The organism is Nonomuraea basaltis (assembly GCF_005893125.1).
Taxonomy (GTDB): domain Bacteria; phylum Actinomycetota; class Actinomycetes; order Streptosporangiales; family Streptosporangiaceae; genus Nonomuraea; species Nonomuraea basaltis.
The window spans coordinates 49,547-61,077 of record NZ_VCJS01000064.1 but is presented as its reverse complement, the minus strand read 5'-3'; the positions used below and the strand labels follow the sequence as shown (position 1 = coordinate 61,077).

General features: G+C 70.2%; 14 protein-coding genes. 8 read left to right on the top strand and 6 right to left on the bottom strand.

Annotated elements, in window-relative coordinates; all coding sequences use genetic code 11:
- The 5 genes from EJK15_RS28355 to EJK15_RS28335 form a co-directional block, all read left to right on the top strand.
- On the top strand, nucleotides 1-277 hold a 277-nt coding region (locus EJK15_RS28355), incomplete at its 5' end, for an ATP dependent DNA ligase (protein WP_476739198.1).
- Between the two features lie 22 nt (nucleotides 278-299).
- Entirely contained in the window at nucleotides 300-1,178 is an 879-nt protein-coding gene (gene ligD, locus EJK15_RS28350) for a non-homologous end-joining DNA ligase (protein WP_138713520.1), read from the top strand.
- A gap of 64 nt (nucleotides 1,179-1,242) precedes the next feature.
- Nucleotides 1,243-1,446 (top strand): hypothetical protein, encoded by a 204-nt coding sequence (locus EJK15_RS28345; protein WP_138713519.1) that lies wholly within the window; start codon nucleotides 1,243-1,245, stop codon nucleotides 1,444-1,446.
- Between the two features lie 164 nt (nucleotides 1,447-1,610).
- On the top strand, nucleotides 1,611-2,231 hold the full coding sequence (locus EJK15_RS28340) for a TetR/AcrR family transcriptional regulator (protein ID WP_171074577.1): 621 nt from the start codon (nucleotides 1,611-1,613) through the stop codon (nucleotides 2,229-2,231).
- 88 nt (nucleotides 2,232-2,319) lie between these two features.
- Nucleotides 2,320-2,550: a DUF3107 domain-containing protein gene (locus EJK15_RS28335; protein ID WP_138713517.1), complete on the top strand. Its 231-nt coding sequence runs from the start codon at nucleotides 2,320-2,322 to the stop codon at nucleotides 2,548-2,550.
- 284 nt (nucleotides 2,551-2,834) lie between these two features.
- Here the strand turns inward: EJK15_RS28335 and EJK15_RS28330 are convergent, their stop codons facing one another.
- Nucleotides 2,835-3,479: a ferritin-like fold-containing protein gene (locus tag EJK15_RS28330; RefSeq protein ID WP_138713516.1), complete on the bottom strand. Its 645-nt coding sequence runs from the start codon at nucleotides 3,477-3,479 to the stop codon at nucleotides 2,835-2,837.
- 349 nt (nucleotides 3,480-3,828) lie between these two features.
- On the opposite strand from EJK15_RS28330, the gene EJK15_RS28325 reads away from it, so the two are divergent.
- Entirely contained in the window at nucleotides 3,829-5,691 is a 1,863-nt protein-coding gene (locus EJK15_RS28325; protein ID WP_206061146.1) for a DEAD/DEAH box helicase, read from the top strand.
- Nucleotides 5,692-5,764: 73 nt separating this feature from the next.
- Here EJK15_RS28325 and EJK15_RS28320 read toward each other — a convergent pair whose 3' ends face one another.
- On the bottom strand, nucleotides 5,765-6,025 hold the full coding sequence (locus EJK15_RS28320; RefSeq protein ID WP_138713515.1) for a hypothetical protein: 261 nt from the start codon (nucleotides 6,023-6,025) through the stop codon (nucleotides 5,765-5,767).
- A gap of 82 nt (nucleotides 6,026-6,107) precedes the next feature.
- Between EJK15_RS28320 and EJK15_RS28315 the strand changes: the two genes are divergently transcribed.
- Nucleotides 6,108-6,998 carry an alpha/beta fold hydrolase gene (locus EJK15_RS28315; protein WP_138713514.1) on the top strand — a complete coding sequence of 297 codons (891 nt, stop codon included), beginning with the start codon at nucleotides 6,108-6,110 and terminating at the stop codon, nucleotides 6,996-6,998.
- A gap of 13 nt (nucleotides 6,999-7,011) precedes the next feature.
- Nucleotides 7,012-7,923 carry an oxygenase MpaB family protein gene (locus tag EJK15_RS28310; RefSeq protein ID WP_138713513.1) on the top strand — a complete coding sequence of 304 codons (912 nt, stop codon included), beginning with the start codon at nucleotides 7,012-7,014 and terminating at the stop codon, nucleotides 7,921-7,923.
- Here EJK15_RS28310 and EJK15_RS28305 read toward each other — a convergent pair.
- The 4 genes from EJK15_RS28305 to EJK15_RS28290 are packed head-to-tail and all read right to left on the bottom strand — an operon-like array spanning nucleotide 7,874 to nucleotide 11,471.
- Nucleotides 7,874-9,058 carry an MFS transporter gene (locus tag EJK15_RS28305; protein WP_138713512.1) on the bottom strand — a complete coding sequence of 395 codons (1,185 nt, stop codon included), beginning with the start codon at nucleotides 9,056-9,058 and terminating at the stop codon, nucleotides 7,874-7,876. The genes EJK15_RS28310 and EJK15_RS28305 overlap by 50 nt on opposite strands.
- A gap of 37 nt (nucleotides 9,059-9,095) precedes the next feature.
- Nucleotides 9,096-10,010, bottom strand: a complete 915-nt coding sequence (locus EJK15_RS28300) for a RecB family exonuclease (RefSeq protein WP_138713511.1) — start codon at nucleotides 10,008-10,010, stop codon at nucleotides 9,096-9,098.
- A gap of 56 nt (nucleotides 10,011-10,066) precedes the next feature.
- Nucleotides 10,067-10,792, bottom strand: a complete 726-nt coding sequence (locus EJK15_RS28295) for an MBL fold metallo-hydrolase (protein ID WP_171074576.1) — start codon at nucleotides 10,790-10,792, stop codon at nucleotides 10,067-10,069.
- A gap of 52 nt (nucleotides 10,793-10,844) precedes the next feature.
- On the bottom strand, nucleotides 10,845-11,471 hold the full coding sequence (locus EJK15_RS28290; protein ID WP_171074575.1) for a DUF6758 family protein: 627 nt from the start codon (nucleotides 11,469-11,471) through the stop codon (nucleotides 10,845-10,847).
- Nucleotides 11,472-11,531 lie beyond the last annotated feature (60 nt).

Sequence of the window (11,531 nt, the reverse complement as noted above, 5' to 3'; positions counted from 1 at the left end):
GGTCATGGGAGTGTTCACGGACGCAGGATTGACGTACGTGGGACACGTCGGCAGCGGGTTCACCGACGCCGTGCTCGACGACCTCTACCGGCGGCTGCGGCCGCTGGAGATCGCGAGCAGCCCGTTCAGCAACGAGGTTCCGTGGCGGAATCGGTGGGTTAGGCCCGAATTGGTCGGGGAGGTGGCCTACACGATGTGGACCGACGAGCAGCGGCTGCGACACCCTGTGTGGCGCGGGCTGCGGCCCGACAAGATCCCGGCGGAGGTGACCCTGTGAAGGTCGGAGTGGAGGTGAGGCCATGGTGAAGAAGGTTCCGGTCAAGGTCGACGGGCGCGAGCTGACCCTGAGCAACCTGGACAAGGTGCTCTATCCGGACCACGGCTTCACCAAGGCCGAGGTCATCGACTACTACAGCCGCATCGCCCCCGTACTGCTGCCGCACCTCCAGGGCAGGCCCCTGACGGTCAAGCGGTACCCGAACGGCGTCACCGGCCAGTTCTTCTTCGAGAAGAACGCTCCCGAGCACACCCCCGGCTGGGTCAGGCGGGTCAACCTGCCCGTTCCCGGCAGCACCAAGAACCGCGAGAGCATCGACTTCGCCGTCGTCGAGGACCTGCCGACGCTGGTCTACTACGCGAATCTCGCCGCCCTGGAGCTCCACGTACCCCAGTGGCGGGTCGACGACGACGGCGAGGCCCTGCCGCCCGACACGCTCGTGTTCGACCTGGATCCCGGGGCGCCCGCCACGATCGTGGAGTGCTGCGAGGTGGCGCTCATGCTGCGCGACGTGCTGAAGGCCGAGGGGCTGACCGCCCGGCCGAAGACCAGCGGCAGCAAGGGCATGCAGCTGTACGCGGACTGGGACTGCCGCGAGGAGCCCTCCGCGTACGCCAAGAGGCTGGCCCAGTTCCTCGAGAAGGAGCGTCCCAAGCAGGTCGTCAGCGTGATGGCCAAGAAGGTCAGGCCGGGCAAGGTGTTCATCGACTGGAGTCAGAACAATCCGGCCAAGACCACCGTGGCGCCGTACTCGCTTCGGGCCCGGGAGCAGCCGACCGTGTCCACGCCGCTGACCTGGAAGGAGGTCGAGGGCTGCGAACGTCCGGAGGACCTGGTGTTCACGGCGCCGGACGTACTCGCCAGAGTGGAGAAACACGGCGACCTTTTCGGCCGGGCGTAGGCTGGTTCCGTCCACGCCAAGGATGGGGGACCCAAAACAAGAGGGGGACCAAAAGATGTCGGAGATGGACATTCGCGGGGACGAGCACCCCTACGAGGAGGAGGCGGAGGTGTCGATCGAGACGCCCGAGGCGGACGCGGTCGAGCAGCATCAGGACATGCGCGAGAACCACGGCAGGCCACGCCGCGAGCTGCCGCTGGACGTGGACCCCGGCGACGCGGCAGAGCAGGACCGCGTGGTGGAGCTGGACGACGACGAATACCGGTGACGGGCCATCGAGGCGGCCCGCGATCGGTGTGACGGACTTGGCGTGAGCCGCTCGTACGACGGCCAACAGCGCGGGGAGCACCTCGGTGATGACAATCGCTGAGGCGTCGCCTATGCGCACGTAGGATGTCCGCACGACCCGCTGAGAGACCAATGGAGACCCGCGTGACCGCAACCCCGGACGCCAAGCCCCGGGGCACCCGGCTGCCCCGACTCGCCCGCCGCCGGCAGCTGCTGAGCGCCGCGCAGGAAGTGTTCGTGGAGAACGGCTATCACGCGGCCGCCATGGACGAGATCGCCGACCGGGCGGGGGTCAGCAAGCCGGTGCTCTACCAGCACTTCCCCGGCAAGCTCGAGCTCTATCTGGCGCTGCTCGACCTGCACGTCGACGACATGGTCAACCGCTGCAGGGAGGCGCTGGCCTCCACGAACGAGAACAAACTGCGCGTGCAGGCCACGTTCAGCGCGTTCTTCGACTTCGTCTCCACCCAGGGCGAGGCCTTCCGCCTCGTCTTCGAGTCCGACCTGCGCAACGTCGCGCCGGTGCGGCAGCTGGTGGAGCGATCCCTGCGCGAGTGCGCCGAGATGGTCAGCGCCGTCATCCAGGAGGACACCGGCTGCACCAGCGACGAGGCGCACCTGCTCGGCGTCGGCCTGGTCGGCATGGCCGAGGTCAGCGCCCGTTACTGGGTCACCACACACGGCTCGATCCCGAAGGACGCGGCCGAGCAGCTCATGGCCCGGCTCGCCTGGCGCGGCATCAGCGGATTTCCGCGTACGGCATAACCCGTTCGCTCGGCGCGATCATTCACGTTTCTCACGGGTGCGAGCGGCCACGATGGAGGTGAGCCAGCCCCGTCGAGTAGGGAGCCACATGGAAATCAAGATCGGCGTACGTTCGGTACACCGCGAACTCGTTGTCGAGACCGACCTCACGGCCGAGCAGGTCGAAGAGGAGATCAGGAACGCGCTGTCCGTGGATCGCGGCGTCTTCTCCATCACCGACACGAAGGGCAGGCGTGTCATCGTGCCGGTGGCCGCGCTCGGGTTCATCGAGATCGGCGAGGACGAGTCCAGGCCGGTCGGATTCGGCGGCACGCTCTAAAGGCTCATGACGGGGGTACGGCTCACGTGCCGTACCCCTTCGCGGGCGTACCCGGCGGGACGGGGAGCTCAGCCGATCAGGCAGCCGCGAGGTCGTCGCCGGTGTGAGACGCCCTCGCGCCTCGGCTCCGTGGTCGGACAGTCCGCGCTCCCCCTTCGCAACACGGCGCGCGTAGTCCAGCGATTCGGCCCACATCTCGTCAAGGAACTGCCGTAGCGGCGCGAGGCCCTCATGCTTGGCACGCTACAACCGTTTCGTGCCCTCGCGCCGCCCGATGAGCGGAATCAGATGCCCATGGCGGCCATGCGTTTGCCATGTTCCTCCGTCAGTTTCGCGAAAAGTCGGGAAATGTCCGCCTGGCCCTCTCCCACCGACTCCACCACCAGCAGCGCCAGCTCCGGCCGTGCCGCGGCCACCTGCTGGGCCTGACTGAGCGCCTCGCCCACGAGCCGCCGCGCCCACAGCGCCAGCCGCGCGCCGGCCGTCGGATCGGCCCCGATCCCGGCCCTGACCCCCTCGACCGCGAACTGCGACCGCCCCTCGTCCACCAGCACCTCGTCCACCAGCTTGGCGATCGACGGATCCAGATGCCTGGACGCCTCGCGGTAGAAGTCGAGCGCGATGCCGTCCCCGACGTACGTCTTGACCAGAGCCTGCAGCCAGTTGGCCGGCCTGGTCTGGGCGTGCCAGGCGTCCAGCGCCGCGACGAACGGCGACATCGCCTCGTCAGGATCGGCGCCGAGCTCGGCCAGCCGGTCGCGCAGCAGGCGGAAATGGGCGTACTCGGTCACGGCCAGCTCGCTCAGGGCAGCGCGGTCGGCAAGCGAGGGCGCCAGCGTGGCGGCGTCCTCGGTCATCCGGGCATAGGCGCTGAGCTCCGCATACGCCAGCACACCGAGCAGGTCGACGACTCCTGGAGACTCCTTCATGAAAGGCAGCGTACTTCGGCAAATCTTCGGGAACAGATGCGAGCTCGGTCTGCGTTGTGCTATCGAGTACACTGCTCTGAGAAAGTGCGACCGCACTGTGTAAATTCGGGGGGTTTCCCTGAATACCTCCGTTCCCCGGAGGCGCGGTCGCTGATGACGCGAGAGGGCTGGCTCTACCGCGAGGACCCACGATACGGCGCTGTTTCCCGCCCGTCGGTCCCGGCAGGCCCGCCTTCATTTGAGACTGAGGCAGGCCACGCTGACGACTTTCCGAGACCTCGGAGTCACACCAGAAATCGCCGATGCCCTCGAGACCGAGGGCATCGTCACGCCGTTTCCGATCCAGGAGATGGCACTCCCGCTCGCGCTGAGCGGCCAGGACCTCATCGGTCAGGCACGCACGGGCACGGGCAAGACCTACGCGTTCGGCATCGCCATGCTGCAGGGCATCGGCAAGCCGCGCAAGAACCGCAAGAAGCCCCGCGGGCTGGTCGTCGTACCGACCCGCGAGCTGGCCGTACAGGTCAGCGAAGACCTCGTCACCGCCGCGGGCAAGCTCGGATCCCGGGTTCTGACCGTGTACGGCGGCCGGGCCTACGAGCCGCAGATCGAGGCGCTGAAGGCCGGGGTCGACGTCATCGTCGGCACCCCGGGCCGCCTGCTCGACCTGGTCAAGCAGAAGCACCTCGACCTGAGCCAGGTCACCAGCCTCGTTCTCGACGAGGCCGACCGGATGCTCGACCTGGGCTTCCTGCCCGACATCGAGCGGATCTTCAAGCTGATCCCCGCTGAGCGGCAGACGATGCTGTTCTCGGCCACCATGCCGGGCGAGATCGTCGGGCTGTCGCGTAAATACCTCAACCGCCCGACGCACGTACGCGCCGAGCACGAGAACGGCGAGGGCGAGACCACACCGCTGACGCGCCAGATCGTATGGCGCACGCACCGGATGGACAAGATCGAGATCGTCGGCCGGCTGCTGCAGGCCGAGGGCCGCGGGCTCACCATGGTCTTCTGCGAGACCAAGAGGGCCTGCGACATGGTCGCCGAGCAGCTCGACACCCGCGGCTTCGCGGTCGCGGCCGTCCACGGCGACCTCGGGCAGGGCCAGCGCGAGCAGGCCCTGCGCGCGTTCCGCAGCGGCAAGATCGACGTGCTGGTGGCCACCGACGTGGCGGCCCGCGGCATCGACATCGACGACGTCACCCACGTGGTCAACTACGACTGTCCCACCGACGACAAGACGTACGTGCACCGCATCGGCCGCACCGGCCGGGCCGGGCGCACGGGCATCTCGGTCACGTTCGTGGAGTGGGAGGAGCTGACCCGCTGGAAGATGATCAACCAGATGCTCGGGCTCGATTTCGCCGAGCCGGAGGAGACCTACTCCACCTCTCCGCACGTCTACACCGAGCTGAACATCCCCGAGGGCACCAAGGGCGTCCTGCCGCACGCGAGCCGCTCGCGTGTCGGGCTGTCCGCGGAGCGCATCGAAGACCTCGGAGAGACCGGCAGGATCCGCGGACGTGGCGGCCGGCGCCGCGACGAACGCGAGGAGCGTCCTGCCCGCGACACGCCACGCCAGCGCCGCCGCACCCGCGGGGGCAGGGAACAACTGGCTGAGACCGCACCCGTCGAGACCTCGGAGGTCGAGCTCGTGGATGCCAAGACGGAGGAGACTCCCGCGATCATCTCAACGGATGAGATCCAGGCTGCGACCACCGAGCCGAAGCGCACCCGTACGCGGAGGGGGGCGGACACGTCGGCGATCGAGCAGGCGCTGGCCGAGGCTCCCGAGGCTCCGGTCAAGAGCACACGCTCGCGCCGGGCCGCCGCCAAGGCCCCGGAGGTCGCCGCCGAGCCGGTCGTCGCGAAGTCGGCGCCCGTCGTGGAGCCGACACCCATCGTGGAGCCGGCAGCCGTCGCGAAGTCGGCACCCGTCAGGGAGCCGGCACCCGTCGCGCAGCGGAAGGTTGCGGAGCCAGTCGGGGAGGCGCCGAGCTTCCTCGCCCCGCCGCCGCCCCCGGCCCGCAATGAGCCGGAGCGGATCATCCCGCCCAGCCCGTTCGCGGTGATCTTCCAGTCGCCGGACCTGGCTACGGACGATGACGACATCGCCCCGTCCGCCGCGACCGAGCGCAAGCAGCAGCGCCGCCAGTTCCGTGGCGGAGGCGCAGGCGGCGGAGGCGGCAACCGGCGCCGCGCCGGCTGAGGCAGCCAAGCCCGCTGAGGCACGTAAAGGAGGCGCGCACCCAACAGGGGTGCGCGCCTTTCGCGCGTCAGCCCTACGTGCTCCTCACGCGGCGCCACAGCACCCCACCCCACCAGCGGGCCCCCTCCAGGCATGCCGGCACCCCAGGCGCCCGCTCAGAGCCCTCCACGATGGTCTGGAGGCGCGCACGGCGGTCACCGGCGCCCAGGTTCCGGAACTCCGCCTCCGCGACCCGGAACCAGATGCACCAGCGGCCCGAATATGCGCCATGAGGACCGAAAACCGGCTGGATGTCATCCCATGAGCCGGCCGGGCGGATCTCGAGGTCGCGCATTTCGTACGTCTCCTCCGAAGTTGCACCAGCGTGATGGCCTTGCCGGTGTCGAGGCGCTGACCTCTGGGTATTGTTGCCCCACGTGAGTACGCCGCGATTCCTCGATCTGCCTCCTGGCGTTGCACCACAGAAGACAGAGACGCCACAGGGCACGTTCGCGGCCCTGGAGGCGCTTCCGGTCAGTGGTGTGGTTGAGCGCTGGCCCGCGCTCCTGATCCCCGGCCTGACCGGCAGCAAGGAAGACTTCATCGCGGTCCTGATGACCCTCGCCCAGTCGGGCCGCCGGGTGCTGGCCGTCGATCTGCGCGGCCAGTACGAGACCCCCGGCCCCGACGACCCCGCCGCCTACACCTGCGCCGCGCTCGGCGCGGACATCGATGCGCTCGCCCAGGTGATCGGCGGCGGCGAGCCCGTGCACCTGGTGGGGCACTCGTTCGGCGGGCTGGTGGCGCGCGAGGCGGTGATCGACGGGATGACCAAGTTCGCCTCGTTCACGTTGATGGGCTCGGGACCCGCGGCCATCGAGGGCATTCGGGCGCTCAACGGCCGGAAGATCATGGAAGAGGTGCCCCTGCTGGGGCTGGAGCACGTGTGGAACCACAGGTTCGAGCCGGAGGCGCTGGCCAACGACGTCTCCGACGAGATCATGGCGTTCCTGCACAAGCGCCTGCTGACCAACTCGCCGATGGGCCTGACGTGCATGGCCGAGCAGGTGCTGAGCATGCGGGACCGCACCGAGGAGTTGCGCCAGGTCGAGGTTCCCACGCTGGTGCTCTACGGCGAGCACGACGACGGCTGGCCGCCCGAGGCGCAGGCCGAGATGGCCGCCAGGCTCGGGGCCGAGTGCGTGGTCGTGCCGGGCGCGGCCCACTCCCCCGCAGTCGAGGCGCCGGAGACGACCGCGGCGGCGCTGGTCCGGTTCTGGAATGCGGCCGAGAAGCACTTCTTGGACACTCGGTCCAATTCCATGTAATCATGCACTTACTATGGCGAGCATCGAAGAAATCGTCGTTCAGCCGCCCCAGAGCGCGACCTGGCAGGTGCATCTGGACCGCTCGATGTGGGTGGGCGGCGTACGCGGCCTCATGCTCCAGGCGCTGCACCCGCTGGCCATGCGCGGCGTCTGGCAGAACTCCGACTTCCAGCGGGACCCGTTCGGGCGGCTGCGGCGCACCGCGGACTTCGTGGGCCGGGTGACGTTCGGCAGCCCGGAGGAGGCCGACGAGATCGGGCGGCGGGTGCGGGGCATCCACAAGGCGCTGCGCATCCACGATCCCGACACCGGCCGGACGCATCGGGTGGACGACCCCGAGCTGCTGTTGTGGGTGCACTGCGCGGAGGTGTCGTCGTACTTGGAGGTGGCCAGGCGCGGCGGGCTCGGCCTGACCGAGCGCCAGGCCGACCGCTACCTGTCCGAGCAGCGCAGGAGCGCCGCGTACGTCGGCCTGCACCCGGACGACGTGCCGGGCTCGTGCGCGGAGATGGAGGCGTACTTCAAGCGGGTGCGCCCGAGCCTGCGCGTCACGGAGGAGGCGGCCGAGACCGTGCGGTTCCTGATGTGGCCGCGGCTGCCGCACGAGCTCAGGCTGCTGTCCGCCGGCAAGCCCGCCTACTTCCCCTTCGGCGCGCTGTGCTACTACACGCTGCCGGACTGGGCCAGGCGCATGTACGGCGCGCTGCCCGAGGTGCCGGGGGCGACGGTCACGGCCGCGCTGAAGGCGTTCCGGCTGGGCATGAACGCGCTGCCGGAGCCGGTGCACGACCACGCGTTCATGCCGGCCACGCGGGAGATGCTGCAGGCCTCCAGAGAGCGGCTGAGCGCGGCCGGCTACGACGTGCGCAAGGGGCTCAAGGGCCTGACGGATCCCCGCCGCTGGCCGAAGGCGCTGGCCGCCTGACGGGCAGGAGCACGCCGCCGATCAGCACGATCGCCGACGCGGCCACCATGGTCCACCCGGTCCCGGTCATGCCCGCCCGCTCGAACAACACCCCGAGCAGGGAGGACGCGGTGGCGGCGCCGACGTACCTGGACGCCTGGAACAGCCCCACCGCGACGCCCGTGTCGCGCCCGCCGGCGTGCACGAAGACCAGCGAGTTCAGCCCGAACTGGCTCAACGCGGAGGCCAGGCCCAGCAGCGACGCGGCCACCAGGACCAGCGCGACGGGTCCGACGGCCAGCATCGCGCACGAGCCGCCGAGCAGCAGCGCCGCGCTCAACACCAGCACGGCCCGCATCCCGGCGCGGGCGGCCAGCACCACCGCGACGGGCGTCATGACGATCGCCAGCGCGGCCATGGGCAGCACGAGCAGCCCCGCGACGTGCGCGGGCACGCCGGCCGAGCGCTGGGCCCACAGCGGCACCGCGAAGAACGCCGCGTAGAAGACCACGTTGACGAGCGCGAACTGGCCGCAGGTGGCCAGCAGCCGCGGTGCGGGGCGGGGCAGCAGAGGCCGGCGGGGGCCCTCCACGCGTACCTTGGGCAGCCAGCGCAGCGCCGCGACGAGCGCGACCGCGGCGAGCGGGACGTTCACCAGGAAGATCGCCCGCCATCCCCACAACGAGACCAGGAAGCCGCTGAGCACGGGGCCCGCGGCGGCGCTGGCGGTCAGCACCATGGAGATCGTCGCGATCACGCGTGGCGGCGGCCTGCCGTCCTCGCCCGGCATCGCCGCCTGCACGATCGCCATCCCCGCCGGCATGGTCGCGCAACTGCCGAACGCCTGCAGCAACCGCACCGCCACCAGCGCCGGGTACGACGGCGCCAGCGCGGCCAGCACCCCGGTCACCGCCATCGTCACCAGCCCGGCGCAGAACACCAGCCGCGGCCCGAGCCGGTCCGCCAGCGTGCCCATCACCGGCGGCGCGAGGATGCCGGTCAGGTAGAACCCCGTGGCCAGCCACGTCACGGCGGCGATCCCGACGTGGAACTCGGCCTCGATGCCGGACAGCGCCACGGCGATCATGGACGAGTTCAGCGGGTTGAACAGCGCGCCCAGCGCCACGGCCGCCGGTAACCGCCCCGCCCGTGTCACATATCGTCCATAACCACTGTCTCACCGGGGAAACCGGCTATTCCGCGAGGCCGTCCCAGGGCCGGCGGTCGGGGGCGGCCGCCTGGCCCTCTGGGCAGTGGCGGCGGAAGTCGCACCACGAGCAGATCGGGCCGGTGCTGGGCGCGAACAGCTTGTCGATCTCGGCGGGCACCTCCGCGGGGCCGGCGGACTGCCGCTCGCCGGGCGGGCCCGGGGTCTTGCGCGCGGGCGCGGCCACCAGCTCCCGGTAGCGCTCGTCCGCGGCGGCCGCCTCGGTCGCGAGCTCCTCCGCGCGCCCCAGGTGGCGGGCGAGGGACTCGTCGGTGTGCCGCCACTCGACGATCTCGCCCGTCGGCAGATGGTGGAGCTCGACGGCACGGCACGGCGTGCGCATCATCGTGGACGCCGCGACGGCGTATACGGCCAGGGCGAGTGACGAGCGCGCGTCGTCCTGGGTGAGTGGGCGGCGCCCGGTCTTGTAGTCCACCACGACCAGCTCGTCCCCGCGCCGGTCGAGCCGGTCGATGCGGCCGGACACGGCGATGACCTTGGTGCGGGTGGCGACCGTGCGCTCTACGCCGACCGGATCATCGGACGGATCCAATGTCGCGACATATCCGGACGCGAGGTCGCGGGCACGCTCAAGCCACCGCCCCGACTGCTCGGCGTCCTTGAACCCCTCGGTGATCCACCCGTTCGTGAGCAGGATGGACGCCGTCAGCGGGGTCCTGCGTTCGTACGGCTCCCGCCACCAGGCCGCCAGCGCGTTGTGCACGCTCGCCCCGACGCTGTTGTGCGCCCAGGCCGGACCCTTGGACGGCTGCGGCCGGTCCAGGTAGGTGAACCGGTAACGGCGTCGGCAGTCGAGCCAGGCGTTCAACCGCGACGGCGTGCACGAATAGAGCCGCCGCGGCATTCCCTCCAGCGGAAGCTGGCCCTGCACTGTGTTCATCGGGCCTCACTCGGTGAGGCGGGCTCGGTCGCCAGATGCCGCCGGCACTCCCTCACCTACTCGTCGCCCGGGCCTAGCTTGATCCCGGAGATCCTGGTGCCGTCGGTCAGCGGGCCATCGTTCTCGCCGTCGGTGTCCGTGCCGCTGGTGCGGGTCAGCGAGCCGGACACCCAGTCGTCGAAGTGCGGCTCCAGGTCCCCGATCGTGACCTCGTCGCCGTGGATGGCCAGCACCCGCGTGCCGAGGGGCAGCGTGAACAGCCGCCCGCCGATCGAGGTCAGCTGGTCGGCCAGGGCGGGGTATTCGCCGCCCAGCTTGCCCGGCCCGTCCGCCTGCAGGGCCTTGCCGGTGAACACGGCCCCGAGCCCCTCGCAGTAGAGGGACACGCCGCCGGCGGTGACGCCGGGCGTCTCCATGACGTCGAGCTGGACGCCGGCCACCTCGAAGATGCCGTCGTCCTCCATGTCGATGTCAGGCCAGGTCTCCGACCAGGTCTCCCGCCACAGCGGCTTGTCCTTGGGGTGCAGGGCGACCACGGCCTCGTCCCGGCTGGCCACCTCGATGGCCGCCCCGACGTGGTCGGGCAGGCCCGCCGTGCAGATGACGGCCAGCACCTCCCGCTCGCCGACCTTCTCCAGGATCTCCTCGGCGTCACGCGCCGGGTCGATGACGATCACCTCTTCGTCGTCGCCCACGATCCAGGTGTTGTTCTCGACCTTGTGCTCGGTGCCGTCGATGTCGACGACGCCCTCGGTCACCACTCGCTCGATACGCGCTGTCACGTCTCCGAACTCTAGTCCGTCCACGGGGCAGCGCGAATCGCGTTCGCCGGTCTTAGTCCTCGAGTCTCGGCGAGAACGCGCCGAACGGCACGTCCAGCTCGTGGTCCCGTGCGTCGATCAGCGACAGCTCGGCGAGCGCGATCATGCAGCCGGCGTCGGCCGGCCAGCAGATCGTCCACAGCCAGTTGCCCAGCGCCTCGCCGGCGTAGACGGCGCGGTCGCTCTCCCCGTCCACGCACCACAGCGGGGTGGGATGCCCGAGCACCTCGATCTTGGCGTTCGGCGGGCCCGCGTCGAAACCCTCTCCGGGATCGGGACCGGCCAGTCCCGAGAACGCCGCGCCGAGCCCGATGCCCGGCTCCTCGGCGATGACCAGTATGTCGGCCGGCCCTTCCATCAGCGACGGCCCGGTCAGCGCGACAATGCTCGCGCGGGCGCCGGTGCGCTGGTCGCCCACCTCGCCGAAGCCGGTCACCAGCCAGCCGGCCGGCAACGGCCACGGAAGCCACACGGGCACCACGGAGGTCTTGCGCATCTCCTCGAGCGCCCTACTGGTCGGCGGCCACGGAGGCTGATACGGCAGGACATCACCGTGCGTGTCACATCGAAACGCACTCGACCAGGCGCTCGGCCCGTGAAGCGGGCCAAAACACCGTGGACAGGTTGGAGCCGCTCTCACAACTACCCACGGTGCTTTCTCTGGTACCGCCACGTCAAGGCCGCTTCACGTTATCTCGTC

Coding starts and splice junctions, on each gene's coding strand:
- ligD (WP_138713520.1), top strand. CDS start 300: ATGGTGAAGAAGGTTCCGGTCAAGGTCGACGGGCGCGAGCTGACCCTG.
- EJK15_RS28345 (WP_138713519.1), top strand. CDS start 1,243: ATGGACATTCGCGGGGACGAGCACCCCTACGAGGAGGAGGCGGAGGTG.
- EJK15_RS28335 (WP_138713517.1), top strand. CDS start 2,320: ATGGAAATCAAGATCGGCGTACGTTCGGTACACCGCGAACTCGTTGTC.
- EJK15_RS28330 (WP_138713516.1), bottom strand. CDS start 3,479: ATGAAGGAGTCTCCAGGAGTCGTCGACCTGCTCGGTGTGCTGGCGTAT.
- EJK15_RS28325 (WP_206061146.1), top strand. CDS start 3,829: ATGGCACTCCCGCTCGCGCTGAGCGGCCAGGACCTCATCGGTCAGGCA.
- EJK15_RS28320 (WP_138713515.1), bottom strand. CDS start 6,025: ATGCGCGACCTCGAGATCCGCCCGGCCGGCTCATGGGATGACATCCAG.
- EJK15_RS28310 (WP_138713513.1), top strand. CDS start 7,012: ATGGCGAGCATCGAAGAAATCGTCGTTCAGCCGCCCCAGAGCGCGACC.
- EJK15_RS28300 (WP_138713511.1), bottom strand. CDS start 10,010: ATGAACACAGTGCAGGGCCAGCTTCCGCTGGAGGGAATGCCGCGGCGG.